18 protein-coding genes are annotated in these 22,317 nt (G+C 67.1%); 15 read left to right on the top strand and 3 right to left on the bottom strand.

Annotation, left to right across the window (positions count from 1 at the left end; all coding sequences use genetic code 11):
- Positions 1-116: 116 nt before the first annotated feature.
- From KZJ41_RS22325 to KZJ41_RS22255, 15 genes are all read left to right on the top strand, one after another.
- On the top strand, positions 117-752 hold the full coding sequence (locus tag KZJ41_RS22325; protein ID WP_006936621.1) for a TetR/AcrR family transcriptional regulator: 636 nt from the start codon (positions 117-119) through the stop codon (positions 750-752).
- A 432-nt stretch (positions 753-1,184) separates the two neighbouring features.
- A complete protein-coding gene (locus tag KZJ41_RS22320) occupies positions 1,185-2,888 on the top strand; it encodes a 4Fe-4S binding protein (protein WP_180986936.1) in 1,704 nt (567 codons plus the stop codon).
- A 78-nt stretch (positions 2,889-2,966) separates the two neighbouring features.
- Complete coding sequence (locus KZJ41_RS22315) at positions 2,967-4,019, top strand: alpha/beta fold hydrolase (protein WP_029545654.1); 1,053 nt, start codon at positions 2,967-2,969, stop codon at positions 4,017-4,019.
- A gap of 562 nt (positions 4,020-4,581) precedes the next feature.
- Positions 4,582-5,625 (top strand): ABC transporter ATP-binding protein, encoded by a 1,044-nt coding sequence (locus KZJ41_RS22310; protein ID WP_155951804.1) that lies wholly within the window; start codon positions 4,582-4,584, stop codon positions 5,623-5,625.
- A gap of 151 nt (positions 5,626-5,776) precedes the next feature.
- Positions 5,777-6,673: an ABC transporter permease gene (locus KZJ41_RS22305; RefSeq protein ID WP_006930742.1), complete on the top strand. Its 897-nt coding sequence runs from the start codon at positions 5,777-5,779 to the stop codon at positions 6,671-6,673.
- A complete protein-coding gene (locus KZJ41_RS22300) occupies positions 6,673-7,551 on the top strand; it encodes an ABC transporter permease (RefSeq protein WP_006930741.1) in 879 nt (292 codons plus the stop codon). The genes KZJ41_RS22305 and KZJ41_RS22300 overlap by 1 nt, the downstream gene beginning before the upstream one ends.
- 4 nt (positions 7,552-7,555) lie before the next feature.
- Entirely contained in the window at positions 7,556-8,641 is a 1,086-nt protein-coding gene (locus tag KZJ41_RS22295; RefSeq protein ID WP_044475572.1) for a hypothetical protein, read from the top strand.
- Positions 8,638-9,648 (top strand): MlaD family protein, encoded by a 1,011-nt coding sequence (locus KZJ41_RS22290; protein WP_006930739.1) that lies wholly within the window; start codon positions 8,638-8,640, stop codon positions 9,646-9,648. The genes KZJ41_RS22295 and KZJ41_RS22290 overlap by 4 nt, the downstream gene beginning before the upstream one ends.
- Positions 9,645-10,652, top strand: coding sequence for an MlaD family protein (locus KZJ41_RS22285; RefSeq protein ID WP_006930738.1), 1,008 nt, complete (start codon positions 9,645-9,647; stop codon positions 10,650-10,652). Before KZJ41_RS22290 ends, KZJ41_RS22285 begins: the two co-directional genes overlap by 4 nt.
- Before the next feature lie 2 nt (positions 10,653-10,654).
- The gene (locus tag KZJ41_RS22280) at positions 10,655-11,746 is read left to right on the top strand and encodes an MlaD family protein (protein WP_251549652.1); all 1,092 of its coding nucleotides are present in this window, start codon (positions 10,655-10,657) and stop codon (positions 11,744-11,746) included.
- The gene (locus KZJ41_RS22275) at positions 11,743-12,738 is read left to right on the top strand and encodes an MlaD family protein (protein WP_006930735.1); all 996 of its coding nucleotides are present in this window, start codon (positions 11,743-11,745) and stop codon (positions 12,736-12,738) included. Before KZJ41_RS22280 ends, KZJ41_RS22275 begins: the two co-directional genes overlap by 4 nt.
- A gap of 62 nt (positions 12,739-12,800) precedes the next feature.
- Complete coding sequence (locus KZJ41_RS22270; protein WP_251549650.1) at positions 12,801-13,694, top strand: MlaD family protein; 894 nt, start codon at positions 12,801-12,803, stop codon at positions 13,692-13,694.
- A gap of 61 nt (positions 13,695-13,755) precedes the next feature.
- Entirely contained in the window at positions 13,756-14,391 is a 636-nt protein-coding gene (locus tag KZJ41_RS22265) for a hypothetical protein (protein ID WP_006930733.1), read from the top strand.
- 49 nt (positions 14,392-14,440) lie between these two features.
- A complete protein-coding gene (locus KZJ41_RS22260; protein ID WP_251549648.1) occupies positions 14,441-15,826 on the top strand; it encodes an NlpC/P60 family protein in 1,386 nt (461 codons plus the stop codon).
- A 741-nt stretch (positions 15,827-16,567) separates the two neighbouring features.
- Positions 16,568-17,797 carry a transposase family protein gene (locus tag KZJ41_RS22255; protein ID WP_251549569.1) on the top strand — a complete coding sequence of 410 codons (1,230 nt, stop codon included), beginning with the start codon at positions 16,568-16,570 and terminating at the stop codon, positions 17,795-17,797.
- On the opposite strand, the gene KZJ41_RS22250 is transcribed toward KZJ41_RS22255, so the two are convergent.
- Genes KZJ41_RS22250 through KZJ41_RS22240 form a run of 3 tightly spaced genes read right to left on the bottom strand, consistent with a single transcriptional unit; the run spans position 17,694 to position 22,305 of the window.
- On the bottom strand, positions 17,694-19,421 hold the full coding sequence (locus KZJ41_RS22250) for a glycosyltransferase family 39 protein (protein WP_251549646.1): 1,728 nt from the start codon (positions 19,419-19,421) through the stop codon (positions 17,694-17,696). The two genes, KZJ41_RS22255 and KZJ41_RS22250, sit on opposite strands and share 104 nt — an antisense overlap.
- Positions 19,418-20,851 carry a glycosyltransferase gene (locus tag KZJ41_RS22245; RefSeq protein WP_251549644.1) on the bottom strand — a complete coding sequence of 478 codons (1,434 nt, stop codon included), beginning with the start codon at positions 20,849-20,851 and terminating at the stop codon, positions 19,418-19,420. The genes KZJ41_RS22250 and KZJ41_RS22245 overlap by 4 nt, the downstream gene beginning before the upstream one ends.
- Positions 20,836-22,305 carry an archaeosortase/exosortase family protein gene (locus KZJ41_RS22240; RefSeq protein WP_006934367.1) on the bottom strand — a complete coding sequence of 490 codons (1,470 nt, stop codon included), beginning with the start codon at positions 22,303-22,305 and terminating at the stop codon, positions 20,836-20,838. The genes KZJ41_RS22245 and KZJ41_RS22240 overlap by 16 nt, the downstream gene beginning before the upstream one ends.
- Positions 22,306-22,317 lie beyond the last annotated feature (12 nt).

Below are 22,317 nucleotides of genomic sequence, written 5' to 3'. Positions count from 1 at the left end.
TCCGCACGCCTGCGCCACGGTCGGCAGAGGCATGAGGTGGGGACAGCGGACGAAATCCGGCCCTTGTATCATGAACACGAATTTATCGGTGATTCGCCGAGTTTGCGGGAGGCGGCATGGCGCGACGACGGAACGGGAGTGTCCTCAGTGAGGACGCCGAGGAGGCGCGTGCTCAGATCCTCGAGGCCACGGAAACGGCCTTCCAGCGGTACGGGGTGGTCAAGACCACCATGGACGATGTCGCGAAGGAGGCCGGCGTCTCCCGGCCAACGATCTACCGCTATTTTCGCGATCGCGACACCTTGATCGCAGCAGTCATCGAAGTCCGCTCGCGCCGTTTGTTCGACCAGGCACGTGCGTATTTGCGAAAGCGGAAGACCTTCGCCGAGCAGGTGGTCGACGGTCTCATCTTTCTGGTGGACCGGGGGCGGAAGGACCCGATCATTCGGTTGATCGTCAGCCCCGAACACATGGACATGGCGACGGCGCTACTCGGCAGCTCCGGCCTGGCCAAGCGGCTCACGCACGAGATGTGGGCGCCGCTGATGGACGAAGCGCGCGAGCGCGGGGAGGTCCGCGAAGGGGTTTCCGACGACGAGATCGCCGAGTGGATAACTCTGGTAGAGCTGATACTGGTCGGACGAATGGACTTCGACCAGGGAGACGATGCCGACCATCGACGACTGCTGACCAAGTTCATGCTGCCGGGAATCGTCACCGATACGTCTGCGGCCGACGCTCGTCTGAACTGAACCACGAATACTGTCGGCAGGGGTCCCGAGGCGCGCTGCGCTTCGGGGCCTTTCGCGTGTCCGCCCCGGAGTGCCGCTCGGTGAGCAGGCCCGAATTCTAAGCGACCCCGCAAGAGGCGAAAGTCCCTCTTGCGTGGCTCGCACCCACGCGATATAACGAAATACGAAAATTGTCATGTGTAAGAGCGAGCCACGTCTCGGCTGGAAGGGTGGCGTGAGAGCCCCGGCGGGGAAGAGGCGTCACCCGGCTTTCGCGTGCACCGCGGGCGCGGAGTGCTGCGGCACGACCGAGCCGGCCCTCGGCTCCGGATGAAAAGGTCCCGGCCCAAGTGGGTTGACGTTCGGTCAAATGACAAAATATGATATCTGTCACCTGTTGTTCACGGCATTGCCGTCGCGGTCGAGTCGGCCCGACAGAAAGCCAGGTCGCCAATGGCTCATGTAATCACGCAGCCATGCTGCAACGACGCCAGTTGCGTCTCGGTGTGCCCAGTCGATTGCATCCATCCCACGCCGGACGAGCGGACCTACGCTCGCACCGAGATGCTCTTCATCGACCCGGCAACGTGCATCGACTGCGGCGCGTGCGTGGACGAATGCCCCGTCGACGCCATCGTTCCGGAAGGGGACATGACGCCCGAGATGCAGGCGTTTCCGGACCTGAACGCCGCCTACTACCAAGACAATCCGATACAACCGAGGCAAATCGGACTTCCCGGGGCGGAGCGGCCGACGATCCGGTCCGCGTCCGAGACGCTCCGCGTCGCAATTGTCGGAAGCGGACCGTCCGCCTGTTACCTCGCCGACGAGCTGACGGCCACCAAAGGCCTCGACGTGCTGGTCACCGTGGTGGAGAAGCTGCCGGTAATCGGGGGCCTCGTCCGCTACGGGGTGGCACCGGACCACGGTCGAACCAAGAACGTAGTCGGGACCTTCGCGCGGACGCTAGGGCGGAAGAACTGCATTGTGTACCTCAATGTCGAAATCGGAAGGCATATTTCGCACGAGGAACTGCTCGCCCATCATCATGCGGTCGTATACGCGAGCGGAGCTGCGGGCGATCGCGCCCTCGGAATTCTCGGAGAGGCCCTGCCGGGAGTCCACTCCGCTCGCGAATTCGTGGCCTGGTACAACGGCCACCCCGACTTCGCCGGTGCCGAATTCGACTTCTCCAGCAGCCGGGCAGTCGTGATCGGGAACGGAAACGTAGCACTCGACGTCGCGCGCATACTGGTCAGTGACGTCAGTCGCCTGATGAAGACCGACATCGCGGACTACGCCCTGGAAGCACTTGCCGCAAGCCGAATACGAGAGGTGATCGTGCTCGGGCGGCGTGCCGCGGACAGCGCCGCCTTCAGCACCCCCGAGCTGATCGGTCTCGGCAACCTTGCCGGCGTGGACGTCACAACCTCCGAGATCGTGCATCGCAAGGACACAGAGGACTCTCTCACGCGTATGAGGCATGCGGTCCTCGATGGTTACGGCACGACTGAATCCGGCACCGGCAACCGCCGGATTCATCTCCAATTCCTTCGTACACCAGTGGAAATACTGGGTACCGAGCGAGCGACCGGCATCCGTGTCGAGCGGAACGTCGCCGCACTCGACGGTGCCGGATCGACGGTCGAACCCACAGGCTTCTACGAGACCATCGAGTCGGGACTCATTCTGCGCTCCATCGGGTTCCGTGGCGCCACGGTCGGCAATCTGCCCTTCGACGATGTGCGCGGGGTGCTGCCCAACGATGCGGGAGCTGTCATCGATCCGAGAACAGGGCAGGCCGTGCGCGGGGCGTACGTGGCGGGATGGCTGAAACGCGGACCGACCGGGGTGATCGGAACGAACAAGTCGTGTTCGATCGAGACAGCACGCCGCATCGTTGCCGACTTCGTCGGTGGCCGCCTGGCGACTCCCGGAGCGGGAACGGCCGAGTTCGACGATCTCGTCGCCCTCCGGCAACCTCAGCGGCTCGACCTGAAGGGGTGGAAGAACATCGACAACCACGAGCGGAACCTGGGAAGAAGTGCGGGACGGCCCAGGGTCAAGATCGTGAGCAGAGACGACATGCTGGATGTAGCGCAAGGGTCCAAGGTTCGTGCCGGCACCCGCGAACCCGAGCGGGTCGCTGTCACCTGACAAACGAGACCACCAGGGACACAATCCACCGGCCCGTGCAGTCCGCACCTACGTCGGTGGCGGAGGAGGCGAGCAGCGATGACGCTGTTGGGCAGTTTGGGGCTGTTGGGTGCGAGCCTGGCCACGCTCGGCTCGAACGCGGGGCTGTACGCGGTGCGCACCGCGGGCCTGCCCGCGCACGAGATCTACGGCGAGGAAGATTTCGACGCGATGCTCGCGCTGCCCAAGCGCACCGTGCGTACCGAGGACGGCGTCGACCTCGCCGTCCGGGAGGTGGGTTCGGCCCTGGCGCCGCTGACGATCGTGTTCGTGCACGGGTACTGCCTGCGCATGCAGTCCTGGCATCTGCAGATGCGCCACCTGCAGGAGCGGTGGGGCAAGGACGTGCGGATGGTCTTCTACGACCAGCGCGGCCACGGGGAATCCGCCGTGTCGACGTCGAAGTCCTGCACCATCGCTCAGCTCGGCCGCGATCTGGGCACCGTCATCGACACCGTCGTCCCCACCGGCCCGGTGGTCGTGGTCGGGCACTCGATGGGCGGGATGACGACCATCGCCCTGGCCGCCCAGCGCCCGGAGTTGTTCGACGAACGCATCGTCGGGGTGGGCCTGCTCGCCACCACCGCCGCCGGGCTGACCAAGACCGGCATCGGCCGTAACCTCGAGAACCCGGTGATCGACGCGTTCCGGCATCTGGCCCGCACCGCGCCGGGGTTCGTGCAGTACGCCCGTGGGGCCGCCAAGGCGATCATCGCGCCGATCCTGCGCGCCGCGTCCTACGGGACGGTGGTCAGCCCGAAGCTGGTGGAGTTCTCCGACCGGATGCTGGCGGAAACCTCGGTGCTGACCATCGTGAACTTCCTGCGCACCCTCGAACTGCACGACGAGTCGGCGGCGTTGCCGGTGCTCGGACAGGTGCCCGTGCTGGTGCTGTGCGGGGACGCCGACATGATCATCCCGTTCTCCGGCTCCGAGGAGCTCGCGGCGGCGTTGCCGGACGTCGAGCTCAAGCGGGTCCGCGGGGCCGGGCACCTGGTCCAGCTCGAGTTCCCCGAGGTCGTCGTCGGTGCGCTGGACCGGCTCATCCAGCGCGGGTTCGCCCACGACGCCGGCAGGAGGCGCGCCGGGTGAACAACCGCGACGAGATTTCTTTCGATTGCCGGCATCTCCGCATACGGGCTACGTAGGCGCACATGCCCGTCTGGCCTCTGCGGGGATGTCCCACGCCGGCCGATAATGCCTTGTTTGCAGGATAATTGATCGCGCTCTGTCCGGCGCTGTGGTTCATCGCAGTCGGCGACGGCTTGCTGAACGTTCCGACAAGGACAGATGACATTCGATCGCGCTGTGCGAGTGCATTATTGCTGTTGCTTTCCGTCTATGCCGTTGTGGCCAAGCCGATGTCGTCCTGCACGAAGGTGCCGCTCGCGGTGTGCCGGTCAATTCAGCTCCGGCAGAGCCTTATTGGACTAGTTCGGGATGGCCGGCCGTCGGCGACCAACAATTGACAATTTTCGTAGTCTGACTCATAGTTACATGCAATCGAGGTCTGGATCACACATCCCGCAGGAGTGTTCGAAGAGCGTTTCGATCGATAAGCACTCCGGGGGAGTCCAATTGGGACGAGACAATCGGCAGCCTGCAATCGTGACCAATGCGTTCGGAGGCCGTGCCGGCGAACGGGAGGAGAATCGTGGGAGTCGAAGTAGCTGTCGAGGGGTTGACGAAGTCCTTCGGGTCTCAGCGGATCTGGCAGGACGTGACGTTGACGCTGCCGGCGGGTGAGGTGTCGGCGCTGCTGGGCCCGTCGGGTACGGGCAAGTCGGTGTTCCTCAAGTCGCTGATCGGTCTGCTGCGACCGGAGCGGGGCTCGATCGTCATCGACGGCACCGACATCCTGCAGTGCTCCTCGAAGGAGCTCTACGAGATCCGCAAGCTGTTCGGGGTGCTGTTCCAGGACGGTGCGCTGTTCGGGTCGATGAACCTCTACGACAACGTGGCGTTCCCGCTGCGCGAGCACACCAAGAAGTCCGAGTCCGAGATCCGCAAGATCGTGATGGAGAAGCTCGAGCTCGTCGGTCTGCTCGGCGCCGAGGACAAGCTGCCGGGCGAGATCTCCGGCGGCATGCGCAAGCGGGCCGGGCTGGCGCGGGCGCTGGTGCTCGATCCGCAGATCATCCTGGTCGACGAGCCGGACTCGGGGCTGGATCCGGTGCGCACCACCTACATCAGCCAGACCCTGATCGACATCAACGCCGAGATCGACGCGACGATCCTGATCGTCTCGCACAACATCAACCTGGCGCGGACGGTGCCGGACAACATCGGGATGCTGTTCCGCCGGGAGCTGGTGATGTTCGGTCCGCGCGAGGTGCTGCTCACCAGCGACGAGCCGGTGGTCAAGCAGTTCCTCAACGGCACGATGATCGGGCCGATCGGGATGTCGGAGGAGAAGGACGAGGCGACGATGGCACAGGAGCAGGCCCTCGTCGACGCCGGGCACCACGCCGGTGGGGTGGAGGACGTCGAAGGCATCGTGCCGCAGATGAAGGCCACCCCGGGGATGCCCGAGCGGCAGGCCGTCGCCCGCCGGCAGGAGCGGGTGCGGCACATCCTGCACACCCTGCCCGAGGCCGCCCAGCAGGCCATCCTCGAATCCTTCGAACACGAGAACACAATGTCCGATTTCATCGGATCAGAGGCCCCGACGACGGTGCTCCCACGAGTAGCGCTGTGACGCGGCGCCAGTCGCACGGTCGAGACCGGCCGCGGCGAGTTCACGCCGGCAACTGTTGCGCCACCCCGGGTGGCCACGAACGAGAAAGGTACCGACCTGTGAGAAGGCGGGACTGTGAGACGACTGCCGTCGAACCCCTGATGGGGGAGCGATGAGGACGGGTCCGGCGCTGCCGGTAGAGACAGAGACGCCGCCGGAGCGTCGGGATCAGGAGCCGATCCCCTGGCGGCGGAACGTCGTACTCCGGAAGATCGGCGGCTACGTCACGAACAAACCGACCCAGAGCCTCGCAACCATCGGCCGGTCTGCGAGGCTCGGTGGCAACGTCGTGCGCTACTGCATCGAGGACACCATTGCACTGAGACTGTCGGTACGCGAGGTGGTCGAGCAGATGTGGAAGCTACTCAAGGTGACGGCGCTGCCCGCCCTGCTGATGGCCGTCCCGATCGGAGCCGAGGTGTCCGTTCAGGTCGGCGGCATCATGAACCAGGTGGGTGCGAACTCACTGGCCGGCGCGGCGAGCGGCCTCGGGGTCGTCGGTCAGGGAGCGCCGATGGCCGCCGGGTTGCTCATGAGCGGTGCGGCCGCATCCGCTATCGCGTCGGACCTCGGCGCGCGAGCGATCCGCGAAGAGATCGAAGCGATCCGGGTCATGGGTATCGACCCGGTGCAGCGACTCGTAGTCCCGCGATTCCTTGCGATGATCGCGATCGCTCCCATGCTGTGCATCATCATCATCGCAGCGGGAGTCTCGGCGGGTCTGTTGATCTCCGCGAACGTGAACGACGTCGTCCCAGGCAGCTTCTGGCAGTCGTTCGGCGCGTTCGCCACGCCCACGGATCTCGCGTTCTCGGTGCTGAAGTCGGTGATCTTCGCCGCGATGGTGGTGTTGATCGCCGGACTGCGGGGACTCGAGGCAAAGGGCGGGCCGACCGGCGTTGCCAATGCCGTCAACGCGTCGGTCGTGCTCAGCGTCTTCTGCATCTTTGCGGCGAATCTTGTCGTGAGCCAGCTGCAGATGATGTTCTTCCCGGCACGGTTGGCATGATGGCGACGAATACTCCAGCACATCGCGGCGCGACCGCGCCGACGTTCCCCGTACGCATCACCGGCACGGCGACGCGCCGGATCCGGGCGAGCGTCGAGGAAGTCGGACAGATCGCGCTCTTCGTCGGCAAGACCGTCTACCTGCTGCCCAAGACTGCCCGTCACTACCGCAAGCAAACTCTCACCACGATGAACAACATGGCCTGGGGCAACGGGTCGTTGGTGGTGGACGGCGGCGTGATCAGCCTGATGTTCTTCCTCGGCATCGCAGTGGGCGCCGTCGTCGCGATCCAGGCGTTCATGGCCTTCGACCTTCTGGGGTTCGGCGCGTTGACCGGCATCATCGGCTCGTTCGGCAACGTCCGTGTGATCGCCCCCATCATCACGGGAATCGGTTTCGCCGCCCAGGCCGGATGCCGCATGACGGCCGAGATCGGTTCGATGCGGATCTCGGAGGAAATCGATGCCACCGAGTCGATCGGACTCCAAGCCATCCCCTTCGTGGTCGGACCGCGGCTCATCGGAAGCATGCTCGTCGTGCTTCCGGGCTACCTCATGGCTCTCGTCGTCAGCTTCGTCACCGGTGGTCTGGTGGTCAAGACGTTCCACGCACAGCCGGAGGGCACCTACGACCACTACTTCGCCCAATTCCTGAATGTGCCCGACCTGGCCGCATCCGTGGTGAAGGCGTTGATCTTCTGTGGTGTCGTCACGATGATCCATTGCTATTACGGGTATTTCGCATCCGGGGGTCCGGCTGGGGTCGGAGCCGCATCCGGACGTGCGATCCGCGCGAGCCTCGTCGCGATCGTCGTCCTGAACTTTCTGATGACGGTCGCCATCTGGGGTCTGAGCCCCGAACTGGTCTTCAAGGGATGATGGGATGAGCACTTCCAGGAACCAGGACTTCCTGCGGGGATCCGCAGCGAATCAGTCCCGAGTATTGGCGGTCGCCGGCGTCGCAGTGATCGGCCTGGCGGGTGTGATGGTCACCGCCACCGCGTCTCTGTATCCACGCATGACCGCGCCGGACGGGCTCGCCGTCGGGGTCGAGGTCCCCTATGTCGGTCCGGGGGTGACGGAAGGAACCAAGGTGGTCCTGCGGGGACAGGGCGTCGGTCTGGTCGAACGGCTCGACCGAACCGAGGCGGGCTCGGTGCAGATGCGGCTCGTCCTCGATCAGCACCAGGTCGCCGGGCTGACGGACTCGTTCGAGGTGGACTTCCGTCCCGAGAACTACTTCGGAACATCCGCAGTGAACATCGTCGTCATGCCCGGCGGCGACCCCCTCGAGCCCGACACCGAAGTGCAGCGGACGCCAGGAGGCGACTTCACGATGTCGACGATGATCGAGCAGGGCTCGCTCACCATCGACGGAACCCTGACCGACCGGATGGTCACGTCGCTCGACAAGTCGGTGCACTACCTCGACGGACTGGCACCGTGGATCGAGACGGGTGTGCTGGTCGCCGACCGTGTCGCACAGGCGCAGCAGGCGCCACCGAGCGAGCTGATGACGAGATTCAACGACATCCTCGCGGCAACACCAGGATTCAGCGATCAGGCGATCGAGGCACTGATGTACATCTACGACAGCGTCTACAACCGCCTGCCGGACGGCTCGATTGGTGTGGACGATGCCGTCTTCGACGAGTCGAACGCCGGCCTGACGCTGGCCGCCAATCAGCTGTTCGGCCAAGCCGGTGCCCTGCTCGCCTCGCACGGGGAGGAACTGACACCGCTGACGCAGATCGTCGTGGAAGTGTCGGATGTCTTCCCGCACCTCGTCAACGGCGGCCTGACGCCGGAGCAGGCGCGGGAGATCGTTGGTCGATTCGACTCCGCGTTCGTCGACACCCCAGACGGGCAACGCCTCCGGTTGCGCGTCGTGCTCGACGGATTTCCGGCGCTTGCGGCCCCGCTCGGGATCGCCGCCGCGCCGGCCGAACCGAACGGGGGAGAGCGATGAACGCGCGTGCCGTCTTCCTCGCGACCGTCCTCAAACTCGCGATAGCAGCAGCTGTCTCGGCTCTGCTGTTCGTGCTGGTGATCAGCGCCATGCGCAGTCCCGTGGCCGGTGACACCCGCACCTACACCGCGGAGTTCTCCGATGTGTCAGGTCTCGGGGTCAACGGTGACATTCGCACGCGTGGGGTCCGGATCGGCAAGGTCGAGGCCATCGACCTGGTGACTCGCCAGGGCAGCACCATCGCCGAGGTCCGTTTCTCGCTGCAGGAGCCATACGTTCTCACCGCGGACACGACTCTGGCGGTCAAGTACCAGAACCTCACCGGCGTGCGGTATGTGGATGCCGACTTCGGGGAAGATTCCGGGGTCCCCGTCGAAACTCTGCCTCTCGACAGGACCCGACCGTCGTTCGATATCACCGAGCTGTTCAACGGTCTGCAGCCGGTGCTGGACACCATGAGTGCCGAGGACATCAACACCTTCACCGAGAACGCCATCGCCCTGCTGCAAGGAGACGGCGGGGGACTGAAGCCGATGCTCGACGACGCGCAGAAGCTCGCCGATCTCGCGGCCGACCGGGAACAGGTCATCGCGACGTTGACGACCAATCTCGCGCGGATTTCCGACTCCATGGGTGGCCGGTCGGATGAGGTCGTGGAGTTCCTCCGCTCGATGAGCTTCCCGATCGCGAAGGCGATGACAGTTCTCGACGAGTTTCCGAAGACCGCCACGTACGGCCCTGAGTTCCTGACACCGATCAAACGGCTGCTCGACGCCTACAGCCTGCAGCCGGGGGCGAACGTCGAGCAGATGGTGGCCGAAGCGTTCTCGTCGCTCGAGGAGACAGCGGAAGCTCTCCGGCTGCTACCGAGTTCGGTGGCGGGACTGCAGATCCCGGTCGGGGATTCCCCCGGATGGGAAGGATGCAGCAAGGGTGTCGCCCAGCTGCCGACCGAAGTCGACGTTCTCCTCAACGGTAGCGGGGTAGTGGTATGCAGCGCACGGTGAAGTCCGCACGGACACGGTTCGGTACTGCCCGTCTGGCGACGTGGCTCGCCGACGACATGCGCATCGGCGCCGGCGTGGTAGCCGTGGCCGTCCTCGCGCTCGTCGCGACGACCGTGCTCTACATAAGTCCCCCGGGCAGGAAGGTGGTGGCCTTCGAGACCACCGACGCGTCCGCCATCTCGGTCGGCCAGGACGTGCGGATCGCCGGGGTGTCGGTCGGCAAGGTGACGGACATGGAGCTCGGACAGTCGACCGTCCGGGTCTCGATGGAAGTCGAGGACGACGTGTTGGTGGGCACCGAGTCGCGGGTCGAGGTCCGGATGCTGACCCCGGTCGGGGGCTACGCGATCACGCTTGTCCCGCTCGGCGTGAGACCGCTCGACGAGGGGGCCCTTCCTGTGGGACAGGTGACCGTCCCGTACTCGATCGGTGACGTACTCCAGGCGGCCCCCAACACCACCGACAACGTCGACGGCGGCACGATCGATGCGAATCTGGTCCAGGTCGCCGAGGCGCTACAGCAGAACCCGGACTCGGTGGGATCGATCATCTCGGGGATGACGGCGATCGCACGTGTCATGGACCGGCAGCGTGAGCAGGTCCGGACGGTCACGGGACTCGCCTCGGAGTACCTGCAGACCTTCAACGCGAATCGCGAGCTCGTCTTCCATCTGATCCGTGAGATGGACATGGTGCTCTCGACGTACAACACCAACCATGCCGGCTTCAACGAGGCGTACCGGCTGCTCGGACACGTGCTGATGACTGTGGCACCGTACGAGGAGTACTACCTCGACCACCGGGACGAGGTCGCGGCGGCCATCACTCAGGTGCGCGCCATGATCGAGGAATTCAACGCGTCCATGGGGCCCTCGATCGACGCCCTGACTGCGGCCCGGGAGCAATTGGCGAACTGGCTCACGCCCGAGGGGCTGGCCACGATCAGCGGAGGAACGCTCATGGCATCGGACATCTGTATTCCGGTTCCGGGACGGCAGTGCTGACGATGAACAAGGTCAAGAAGGTAGCAACGATCGGCCTGGCAGTGACCGCCGTCGTCGGCGCCGGCTTCACCGCCGCGCGCACGGCCGGAGCCGAACCCGCCCCGTCGTACTGCGCCGAAATGCCGGACGCGGTCGGGCTGTATGTGGGTAATCCGGTCACCCGGATGGGGTTCCCGGTGGGACGGGTCGAGTCGATCGTGGAGAAGGGCGGTCACGTCGAGGTGACGTTCTCGACGGACGGGGATCGCCCGCTTCCCGCCGATGTCAAAGCGGTGACCCGATCCAAGTCGATTCTCGCCGACCGCAGCCTCGAGCTCGTGGGCAACGACACATCCGGCCCCACGCTCGAACCGGGATCCTGTATTCCGCTGCAGAACAGCCGGACTCCCAAGGCCATCTCCGAGGTCGTGGGGTCGGCGGCGGACTTCATCGAGGCCCTTTCTCCCGAAGGGAGCGCGGACACCGTCGAGATGGCCGTCGCGGGCCTGGACCAGGCTCTGCGTGGACAGGGCGACAACGCCCGGTCGATGATGCTGCATGCCGCCGATGCCATGGAAAGCCCCGACAAGTTCGTCGCCGACATCGGTACTGTCATCGCGAATATGGCGCCGTTGAGCGAGCAGGCTCTCGCCGACTGGGCAGCGATCAAGTCCGTCGTGGAGCAGATGCCGGACGTGGCGGTGGCGGGAATAGACCTGTGGCCCGGAACCATCGACGTGTGCGTGGGAATCGGCTGGCTTGTCGCCACTTTGGACGACATCCAACGCAAGTACGGCGGGGACATCTGGCCGTTCGTGCACGGTCAGGTCGCCGACGCGATCGCACTCGCCGCGGGGCGGACGGGCGAGATCCAAAGCCTCGTTGCGACGGTGCCGTCGCTCGCGGCGGTCGCGGATCAGCAGACGCGGAACGCCGGCGGGCTGACGATGCAGTACACGCCCCCCGCCATCACACTGAGCGACGAGGACGCCGACCGGCTGTGCGCACTCCTCGACACCGTCCGGCCGGGTAGCTGCACACCGACCGAATCAGGAGCTCGCGTTTCGCCGACGGGTCTGATGGATCTCGTCCTCCTGAACGGGGCTGCACAGTGAAGACACGGATCGACCTCGGACGGACGGCGCGGGTGACGACAGCGCTGCTGCTGACGCTCGTCGCCTCGGCATGCTCGCTGCGGCCGGAGGACCTGCCGTCGGTCCGCGGTGGCGTCGGGGACGGGTACGAGATCTCGCTCGAGTTCGAAAGCGTCATGAATCTGCCGGCCGGAGCCGATGTGATCATGGACGGCGTACGAGTCGGTGAGGTCCGCGAGCTCGACGTGGCGGACGACAGCGTCGCCGTCGTCGCGGGGATCCGGCAGGACACGCGGGTGCCTGCGGGTGCGAGGGCCATCGTCCGGCAGAACACCCTGTTGGGTGACACCTATGTCGCCCTCGTCCGCGACCCCGACGCCGTCGTCGGGGGCTACCTCGAGGAGGGAAGCACCGTCCCGTTGAGCCGGACCACGTCGCCGCCGCAGCTCGAGGACACCATGGCCGTGCTCGCGACATTCGTCAACGGCGGCAGCATCCGAAGGGTCGAGGACGTCATGGCCCGGGTGAACGCGGTGATGCCGCCCGTCCCGGAAGTGGAACGACTTGCGTCGATCGTGTCGGTGGACCTGCGCGACCTCGGCGATCGGACGGCCGAGATCGACCGGCTGCTCGTGGAAATGGATGCCACTGCGGTCACCGTGGACGCCAATGCGGACTCGCTCGCCACGATCTTCGACTCGTCGACCGTGCATTACTGGCGGCGGCTCGCGGTGGATGTCGTGTCGCACATCGGTCAGATCCTTCCTTCCGTCGGAAGCCTGTACGAGGGTGGACTGTGGCTGATCCCGATGTTCGAATCGCTCGCCGACACCACCGACGTCTCCCGGGGCGGGCCCTCGGCCACCGTGGAAGTGTCGAATTTCCTTCGGACAACACTGATTCCGTTTGCCCAGAATCCCTCGGTGGACATCGTCTCGGTGGAAACAGCGGACGGTGATCAGTTGCTTGCCGATGCCGAGAACATCCTGCGCATGTTGGGAGCTGTGAAGTGAGCCGGCGTACAGGGCGGTCGATCGTGGGTATGGGTCTGATAGCGGTGCTCTCGTTCCTGTACATGACTCAGTTGGGCCTGCGGACAGGGTTCATGGAGGACGTCTACACGGCACGTGTGCAGGTCCCCGACACGAACGGCCTGGTGGAGGGCTCGAGGGTGCTGTTGCGCGGGGTGGAGATCGGCGAGATCACCGGCATCACCGCATCAGCGGACGCGATCGACGTGTCGTGGAAGTACGACCGGAACCATCCCGTCCCCGCCGACAGTGCGTTCCGCGTGGACAATCTGTCGGCGCTCGGCGAACCGTATCTCGCCGTGTGGCCGGCGTCGGCGGCCGGACCGTATCTGGACGACGGCGCGTTCGTGCCGTCCACCCAGGTTGTGGTGCCGACGACGTTCGAGGAGTTGTCCGAGCGCCTCACCCGCCTGCTCACGCAGGTCGATCCGGAGGGCGTGCGCCAGATCTTCGAGGCGCTGGATGTCGCTCTGCCCGACGATCCGCGTGTGCTGGGCAATCTTTCGCGAGCGGGGGAACTGATGGCAGCCACGTTCGCCCAGAACGCGGACAGTTTCACCACGCTGCTGCGGACCGTTCAACCGTTGCTGCTGGACAGCACGACGATTCCCCTGGGGATGCACAACGCCGAGCCGCACCTCGCCGAGTTCGGAAGCGGGTTCCGCGATCTGCTCGCCGGCATCAAGTTCGCTGCCGATCGTGGGCCGCTGAATGCCGGTATCGCGCACGGTGCCAGTCCGTTCATCGGTGAACTGCAGAAGTTCCTCGATGCGACGGCCGCGGACCTCGAGGTCATCGGCGTCGATCTTCTGCCTTCGGTTTCTCAGGGCGCGAGGGCGGTGCGCACGATCGACGTCGGCCGTCTGCTCGACAATGCCCTGACCTCCACATCGTCGGGGGACGCAGTGACCGTGCACGTGCAGGCGCCGGGCAACTGACCGTCCGACGGTCCCGGCACGTCACCCCATCAGATCGATACGAACAGGAATGAGGCGCACCATGCAGATGATCACCTCCGATCAGTCCACCGATAAGAACGACCGCAGTACGGCCGAGGACGGTGTCCCTCCGCGGGAGCAGGCGGATTCGCAGCGGTCCGGGTTCACGGTGCGGCTACAACCCGGGAAGATACTCATCGGTGGACTCGTGGTGGCACTGTGCGCCGCCGTGGCCCTCCTCGGCTGGCAGGTGAGCGACAAGGCAAGCGAACTCGACCGAGTTCGCACCGAGGCGGCCGCACTCGAGCGTGCCGAACAGGCCGCGCTCGAATACGCGACAGGTGCTGCCGAAATGGACTTCCGCGACCTGCAGACCTGGCGAACCCGGCTGACCACCGGAACCAGCCCCGAACTCTCGGAGCGGCTCACTCGCGCGGCGACCTCGATGGAGCAGATCATCGTTCCGCTTCAGTGGACGTCGACGGCGCAGCCGATTACGGCCAAGGCCGAAGCCGGTCCGGACGGCATCTACACGGTCGATTGCTTCGTGAGTGTGGTGACCAAGAACGCCCAGGCCCCCGAGGGCATCCAATCGACGGCGACGTACAAGCTGAGCATGGACAGCCGCGACGAGTGGAAGATCGCCGAAATCAGCGGTGTCGGATCGGCTCTGGGCGACGGCAATACACCCAGGTGAGGGGCGCCGTGCATTGTCGGTGGCGGCGGTCGGTGGAAGGAGGTCGGAGATGTCGTCGAGTGAGCCGGCGAGCATGGTGATGGCGATAGGAACCGCGGTCGGCGTGGTGGTCTCGGGGATAGATCTGCCGCAGCCGCTCGAGGACCAGGCCCGGGTGGCAATCGAGGCGGTGCAGGAGGCTGCCGGCACTCTGGAGCAGCAGGTCGCCGATCTGGTGGCGGGGTTGCCCGAGCTGATGCGTCCGGCGGCGGAGCAGGCCGTGGCGGACGCGACGTCGGCGGCGAAGGACGCGCTGATGCCGCACCTGCCGGCGGAGGCGGCCGCGGTGCTCGAACCGCCGCCGGCGCCGGTGGAGAACCCGGTGCAGGCCGTGCTCGAACAGGTGCCGTCGGTGCCGGCGCCGGCCGCGCCGGCGGGACGGCCGTCGGTGTTCGGGGCGCCGGCCACCGGGGCGACGGGCAGCGGCGCGTGGGCGCCGGGTCCGGCGTGGGGTGGCGGCGCGGTGACGTTGCCGTCGATCCCGGCGATCCTGCCCGGGACGAACCTGGCGCCGATCGGCGCGATCGCGGTGTTCGCGCCGTGGCTGCGCAAGGCCGGCCAGTTGTGCGACGGGGTCGGCGCGCCGGTGCTGGCGGCGCTGTACTCGGCGGAGAACGGCTTCCGGTACGGGCCCAGCGCCCCGGTCTCGCCGGTGGGGGCGAAGGGGCCGGGGCAGTTCATGCCCGGAACCTGGGATGCCTACGGCAAGGACGCCGACGGGGACGGGCGGGCCGATGTGCTGGGCATCGCCGATCCGGTGATGGCGTCGGGGAATCTGTTGTGCGACAACTACCGGCAGATCGAGCAGTGGAAGGCGCAGGGGGTGGTGCGCGGGGACACCCTGGACCTGACGTTGGCGGCGTACAACGCCGGGCTGGGGGCGGTGCGCCGGTCCGGGGGGATGCCGTCCGGGTCGCCGGACTACGAGAACCAGACCAAGCCGTACGTGGCGAAGATCCGGGCGACGGAGATGGTGTTCGCGCGGCTGCTCTCGCCGTTCTTCGGGCTCGGGTTGCCGGGGATGACCGAGACCGGCAACCGGGTGGTGGACCTGGCGTTCCGGTATCTGGGGCTGCCGTACGTGTGGGGTGGCGGCAACGTCAACGGTCCGTCGGGGGGCGGGTTCGACTGCTCGGGCCTGACGTCGTACGCGGTGTACGCGGCGACCGGGGTGAGGTTGCCGCGCACCTCGCAGACGCAGTGGCGGGTCGGCACCGAGATCCCGATCCAGCTGGCCCGGCCGGGGGATCTGGTGTTCGGCAACTGGCAGTCCGACGGGCCGGGGCACGTGGGCATCTACATCGGCGGCGGTCAGATGGTGCACGCCCCGACGTTCGGGGACGTGGTGCGCGTCGGCGCGGTCTTCCCCGGCATGAAGGCCCGGCGCCTGCTCTGAACGGAGACCCTACGGGTCGCTGACTTGTCGGCCCCTTCCCCAAGCAAACCCACGGACCATGCCCCGATACCGCGTCTCGGCCAGCACGTATGGCCGCGTGCCGAAAAGGCAAGCGGCTGAGCTGGACCCGGTCGGACGTGTCGACCCGTGCTCGATCGGGTGCCCGGTGCCGTTCACCGGGACGGTGGAATGCCGGATGCGGTTGGTTAGCGTCGGACCCGCACGGAAAACGACGTGACCGCGTGCGCCTCGGTCACCGGAACGGCCCTCGCACGCACGCAGGGAAAACACCTGTGGCCCCCGGACACGGCTGGTGACAGTCGTGTGCGAGGGCTGGTGAACGGGTCAGGACGTCGGCGGACTCGTCCGGGTCACGTCGGCGGCGCGGGACGCTGCGCCGGGCCGGTAGACGGGGTGCGCGGCGCGCGGCGCCGGCCACTCCCGGGGATGTACGCCTGGAATCGGCGTGTGGATACAATCCACCTCACGGTGCATGACAGGTCCATTCTGTCGTGTGCCCAGACCCCGGTTCGGTGTTGGCGCACCGGCCGGGGTCGCCCCGTTTTCGGGGCTGGTGCAGCGATGGTGGCACGCGGCCTGCGGGTGCGTCAACCGATCGCGTTGACTCATCCAAAATGCGCGCGTAGAGGTAGTCGTTGCCTCAAATGAGAATGCGCGCGTACGGAGCGCCTGCCGTGTCCGGCCTGGGCCGGGCTGTAGGCCCGGACGATGGGGCTGTCGATGAGTCAACGCAAGGCCGTGACCAAGACGATTGCGACGCGGTACGCCCGGGCCGACAAGGCCACCAAGGGTGTGATCCTCGACGAGTTGTGTGCGACGACCGGCTGGCACCGCAACCACGCCCGCAAGGCGTTGACGCAGGCGTTGCACCCCACGACGGTCAGGGGACGCACCCCGAGATCGCCGAAGTACGGCTCGGAGGTGGTTGCGGCGCTGCGGTTCTGCTGGGCGGTGCTCGGTGCGCCGGCGGGTAAACGCCTCGCGGCGGTGCTGCCGGACCTGGTGCCGATCCTGCGTCGGTTCGGCGAGTTGAGCATCGACGACGCCACCGCAGCGTTGTTGGTGTCGATGTCGGCGGCGACCATCGACCGTCGGCTGGCCGAGGACCGGCGCAGGCTCGATCCGAAGGGCAGAGCGCACACCAAGCCGGGGTCGCTGCTCAAGTCGCAGATCCCGATCCGCACGTGGGCGCAGTGGGACGACGCGGTGCCCGGGTTCGTGGAGATCGACCTGGTCGGGCACGAGGGCGGCAACGCGGTCGGCGACCATGCCTACACGTTGACGGTCACCGACATCGCCACCGGGTGGACGGAGAACCGGAGCGTGCCGAACAAGGCGCGCAAGTGGGTGCTCGCCGCCCTCGAGGAGATCGCCGGCATCCTGCCGTTCCCGATCCGCGGGGTCGACTCCGACAACGGCAGTGAGTTCATCAACCATCACCTGCTCGCCTGGTGCGCGCAGCGGCAGATCACCTTCACACGGTCCCGGCCCGGCAACTCCAACGACGGCGCGCACGTCGAGCAGAAGAACTGGGCGATCGTACGGACCGTGGTCGGCTACCACCGCTACGACACATCGGCAGAGTTGTTGTTGCTCAACAGTATTTGGGTTCTGCAGTCGAGTCTGTCGAACTTCTTCTGCCCGCAGCAGAAGCTGATCTCGAAGGTCCGTGACGGGGCGAAGGTGACCAAGAAGTACGACACCGCGACCACTCCGCATCGTCGCGTCGAGCGGCACGATGCCGTCGCGGCCGAGGACAAGGCGATCCTCGCCGGCACCTACGTCACGCTCAACCCGGCAGCGATCCAGCGGCAGATTCAGGCCCTGACCGCCGAGCTGCTCACGCTCACCACCGCCAAGGCCGGCCCGGGGCGTAGCCCCATCGTCGAGCCCTCCTCCACGCGCGCATCCTTGAATGAGTCAACGAAGCGCACCTCGCGCGCATCTTGACATGAGGCAATAGGCCGATCCGGTACAGACGCCAGGTCGGCTGGTTGTCGCCGTCGTTGGGGATCTCCAGATCGAGGGTCGCGATGTCGGCGCCGGTCTCGAAGACGGTGGGGTAGCGGCGGTTCACCGCATCCGAGACGCCGCGACCCTCGTTCGGCACGGTGAGCAGATACCGCACGCCGTTCGCGGCCGGATCGTTGAGGATGCGGGTGAAGTCGGCGTCGGACGGGATCACGAACTGCTCGGGCCGGTCGGTCGCGGTGAGCACCGCGAACCCGTACACGGTGTCCATCACCACCGAACCCGGGGGCAGGTCGAGCGCGTCGAGATGGTCCGCGATGCGACGTTCCGTGCCGAACGACGCGATGATGCGGTTCTCCTGGTCCCGCAGCTGCGACGTGTCGTCCGGATCGGGGAACAGCACGGTGCGCAGCGCGTGCTGCTCCTGCGACAGCGTCGCGTTGCCCATCGCGACGAACGTGACCGGCACCGACACCGCGAGCGCGAGCGCCCCGACCGGCGCGAGGGTGCCGCGGTCCTGCGGCCGCACCGTCGCGTGCGCGCCGAGCCGGCGCGCACGCAGCTGCCCGCGACGGGGCGCGAGCTGCACCACCCACATCGCCGCCAGCGGCACCGCGACGAGGTAGAACCGTAGGAACGGGAACGTCATGCCGCGGAAGTACGACAGGGCGGCGAACGCGAGCACCGCCCCCAGCACGACGAACGGCACGGCGGGCTCGAGGTCCCGGCGGCGCCACGCCAGCACCGCGACGACGGGCGCGAGCAGCGGCAGCGCCGGCCCGAGCACCAGGATCTCGGCGAGGGAGAACGCCAGCGCCCCCAGGCCCCCGGTGGAGCCGCCGCCGCTCTGCTCGAGGATCGCCGCGTTGCCGTACGACGACGAGAACTGCTGCAGCGCTTCGCCGGTGATGAGCCAGCTCGTCGCCGCCCACACGAGGAACGCCAACGCCACCGGGGCGGCGACGAGGATCGCGTCGAGCAGCGCCGCCCGCCACACGCGGGTGCGCCACCACGTCACCGCGACGGCGAGCACGGTGACGGCCGCGCCGACGGCGAGCGCGTCGTAGCGCGCCAGATACGCCAGCCCGACGGCGATCCCGGCGACGGCGAGGTCGTGCACGTCGTCGGTGCTGATCCACCGCACCAGCCGGCGCGTCGCCCAGCACAGCAGCATCAGGAACGGCGCCTCGCTCATGCCGTTGGCGCCGTAGTACACGATCATCGGATTGAGCGCGAACAGCGCCGTCACCGTCCACACCAGCCACGGCGACGCACCGCGATCGCGGGCGAACAGGTGGACCTGGGTGACGGCCCCGGCCATGAACGGCGCCGACATCACCACGGCCGTGAGGCCCCACCGGGTCAGCGCCGGCCACCAGTCCGACAGCGCCACGAGCGGCAACTGCATCAGCGCGGTCAGGGGCGTGAACACGAACCCGATGGCCGCCAGGTGCGGGTCGCGGCTGTGCAGGGCGCTGCGCGCGGCCGCAATCCGGCTGAGCGAATCACCTTGGAAATAGGCCACATCCAGCGACAGGTACAGCCCCACCGCCGCATAGAGCAGACAGGACAGCCAGAACACCCGGGCCGCGCCGCCCCTCATGACGACAGCCCGTGGAAGGTCTTCTCCCAGTAGGAGGGATTGCGGATCAGCTGATAGGTGCCCTTGAGCGCCGCGACCGACATCATCAGCCAGTACACCGGCACCGTCAGGCACGCGAGCCACAGCGCCGAGTTGCCGGTCTCCCGGCACGCGACCAGGTTCATGTACAGCACGGCGGAGTTACCGAACACCAGCGAGATCAGCGCGGGGAAGTACACGTACCAGGGGAAGATCTCCTCGATCAGGAACGGCTGCCCGAGCAGCCACGCGATGGTGATCAACCAGAACACCATGTTCAGGCACGCGATGATCGGCGTCCCGGCGAGCAGGGTCGTGAACCGGAGCATCCCGACCGTACCGATGCCCCGCCACAGTTGTACGGGTCGTCGCACGTGCACGAGCCATGTCTGCAGGTATCCCTTGTACCAGCGGGAACGCTGCCGGATCCAGTTGATCGGATCGCTGTTCGCCTCCTCCAGCGTCGTCGAGTCCAATACGGCCGTACGGTAGCCCGACTCGGCGATGCGCACCCCGAGGTCGGCGTCCTCGGTGACGTTGTACGGATCCCACGCGCCGATCTCGTCGAACACGGCGCGCCGGATGTGGTTCGACGTACCGCCCAGCGGGATGGGCGAATTCGAGCGCATCAGGCCGGGCAGCACGAAGTTGAACCACAGCGCGTAGTCGGCGGTGAACCAGCCGGTGAGCATGTTCTGGGTGCCGTTGTGGAAGGCCAGCTTCGCCTGCACGCACGCGACGTCGTCGCCGAGCCGGTCGAACGCGACCGCCACGCGCCGCAACTGCAGCGGCTCCGGCAGGTCCTCGGCGTCGAAGATGGTGACGATGTCGCCGGTGGCGAAGTGCAGCCCGTAGTTGCAGGCCTTCGGCTTGGTCCGCGGGTCCGCCGCCGGCACCAGCAGGATCTCCACGCTCTCGCCGAGCCCGGCCTCCTCGGCCGCGGCGATGGTGACGGCGTCGTCCTCCTCGAGCAGCAACAGCACCTGCAGCTTCTCGGCCGGATAGTCCAGCGCGGCCATCGCCGCGATCAGATCACCCACCACCTCCGGCTCGTTGTAGGCCGGGACCAGCACCGTGTACGTCGGCAGCGCGTGCCCGGGCACGGCCCGCGCCACGTCGTCGTCGACGGTGAGGATCGCGTCGCGCGCCAGGCCGCGGGAGAACAGCAGCAGCCGGTCCGCGAGCGTCGCGATGTACCCGGCCGTGCACACCGCCATCAGCACGGTCAGCGTCGGCGTCGTCGCGAACACCAGCGCCACGATCACCGCGGCGACCAGGCCGAGGGTCAGCCACTTCTGCCACGGCACGAACGCCACCGACGCCGACGACAGCGGCCGCTTCTCCCGCAGCCCGTACACCGCGTCGTGCAGCGCGGCGGCCTTGAACTCCTCGTCGACTAGATTCCGCGCCACTGCGCCTCCACCAGATCACGGCCCAGCTCGGTGAGCATGTCCAAGTCCTTGTACTCGGGATCGGAATCCTCCACCGACGCCCGCCCGCGCAGGAACACCGACAGCAGATTCCGGCCGTTCGACGCCATGTTCGGCGTCGGCTGCGGGAACGGCGCATCGAGTTCGTGGTTGTCGACGGTCAGCAGGCTCACCCGCTGCGCGAGGGCGTCGCCGCGCGTCCAGATGAAGTTCATCAGGCTCCAGGTGAGCAGCAACTCGTCGTCGACGACGGTGAAGAAGTCGGCCTGCACGCCGTGGCCGAGGTCCACCCGGATCTTCGGGCTCACTCGCGCCCGCCCGAGATCGTAGGAGGTCTGTACCGGATACACCTCGAACACACCCACCCGCCGCACCTGCAGGGTCTGCACGGCGACGGTGCGCGGCCGCGACAGCCGATCCCAGTCGGCGCGCGGCTCGACGGCCCGGATCATCTGCCGGCGCAGCTGCGCGGTGGAGCCGAAATACCTTCGTGGCCAGTCGTAGTCGATGGAGTCGATCTGATACCAGCCGGTGGGGACCACCTGCGTGACGGTGCCGCTCGGCGGTGGGCCCACCGACACCGGCGTGAGCTGCTGATCCGGCAGCGGCAGCACGGCGAGCACCAGCGCGGCCGGGGCGACGAGGAACAGCGCCGAGCGCGTCGCCTCCCGCGGCGACACCGGGTTCGGGGGCAGCGTGCGCGGCGCGAGGCCGCGATACCGGTACAGGTAGAACGCGCCGCCGACGACGAGCGCCGCCGTGCCCGACGGCACGATCTGCGCGACGGCGACCCGCGCGTCCGGGTAGCGGGTGGTCACCGCGAACAGCAGCGCCAGGCCGAGCAGCATCGTCGCGGAGAAGCCGATCAGCGCGCGGCGCCGGGTGCGGCCGACCGCGACGGCGATCGCGATCGCGCCCAGCAGCACCATCAGGAACCCGGCGGCGAACTTGGTGCCGCCGAGCTGCACGAGCACCGCCCGGTAGAACAACGGCGACGTGCCCAGCAGCAGCAGCCACACCGGCCAGTACCGGGAGGCGACGCGCAAGCCGAACAGCAGCACGCACGCGCCGATCACGAACGTCCACGCCGACAGCACGTCGAGGTGCATCATCTGGTAGTTCGGCCCGTACCGCGGCAGCAGCAGCCACTTGACCGCGAGCGCGATCAGCAGGACGGCGCCGCCGACGATCCGGTCCGTCTGCCGGTCGTGGATCGGCAACTCGCCGCGGCGGCGCCGGGTGACGCCCTCGGCGGCGAGCACCGCGAACGGCGGCACGAGCAGGACGTAGCCGCCGCCCGTGCCGCGGGAGATCTCCGTGAGCAGTTGCTCCCACGTCGACCAGTACCCGAGCACGGTGGCGGCGACGATCACCGTCCACCGTGCGCTGGTGTGCGCGAACAGTGCGGCGCGCTCGGCGGTCGTGACGGTGCTCATGGCGACATCCGA

Origin of the sequence: Rhodococcus sp. 11-3, from assembly GCF_023704055.1 — a bacterium.
Taxonomy (GTDB): domain Bacteria; phylum Actinomycetota; class Actinomycetes; order Mycobacteriales; family Mycobacteriaceae; genus Rhodococcus; species Rhodococcus aetherivorans.
This window is presented reverse-complemented; position numbering and strand designations above follow the sequence as displayed.

Coding starts and splice junctions, on each gene's coding strand:
- KZJ41_RS22320 (WP_180986936.1), top strand. CDS start 1,185: ATGGCTCATGTAATCACGCAGCCATGCTGCAACGACGCCAGTTGCGTC.
- KZJ41_RS22240 (WP_006934367.1), bottom strand. CDS start 22,305: ATGAGCACCGTCACGACCGCCGAGCGCGCCGCACTGTTCGCGCACACC.
- KZJ41_RS22325 (WP_006936621.1), top strand. CDS start 117: ATGGCGCGACGACGGAACGGGAGTGTCCTCAGTGAGGACGCCGAGGAG.
- KZJ41_RS22255 (WP_251549569.1), top strand. CDS start 16,568: ATGAGTCAACGCAAGGCCGTGACCAAGACGATTGCGACGCGGTACGCC.
- KZJ41_RS22250 (WP_251549646.1), bottom strand. CDS start 19,421: ATGAGGGGCGGCGCGGCCCGGGTGTTCTGGCTGTCCTGTCTGCTCTAT.
- KZJ41_RS22265 (WP_006930733.1), top strand. CDS start 13,756: ATGCAGATGATCACCTCCGATCAGTCCACCGATAAGAACGACCGCAGT.
- KZJ41_RS22260 (WP_251549648.1), top strand. CDS start 14,441: ATGTCGTCGAGTGAGCCGGCGAGCATGGTGATGGCGATAGGAACCGCG.
- KZJ41_RS22300 (WP_006930741.1), top strand. CDS start 6,673: ATGGCGACGAATACTCCAGCACATCGCGGCGCGACCGCGCCGACGTTC.
- KZJ41_RS22315 (WP_029545654.1), top strand. CDS start 2,967: ATGACGCTGTTGGGCAGTTTGGGGCTGTTGGGTGCGAGCCTGGCCACG.
- KZJ41_RS22280 (WP_251549652.1), top strand. CDS start 10,655: ATGAACAAGGTCAAGAAGGTAGCAACGATCGGCCTGGCAGTGACCGCC.
- KZJ41_RS22295 (WP_044475572.1), top strand. CDS start 7,556: ATGAGCACTTCCAGGAACCAGGACTTCCTGCGGGGATCCGCAGCGAAT.
- KZJ41_RS22290 (WP_006930739.1), top strand. CDS start 8,638: ATGAACGCGCGTGCCGTCTTCCTCGCGACCGTCCTCAAACTCGCGATA.
- KZJ41_RS22270 (WP_251549650.1), top strand. CDS start 12,801: ATGACTCAGTTGGGCCTGCGGACAGGGTTCATGGAGGACGTCTACACG.
- KZJ41_RS22305 (WP_006930742.1), top strand. CDS start 5,777: ATGAGGACGGGTCCGGCGCTGCCGGTAGAGACAGAGACGCCGCCGGAG.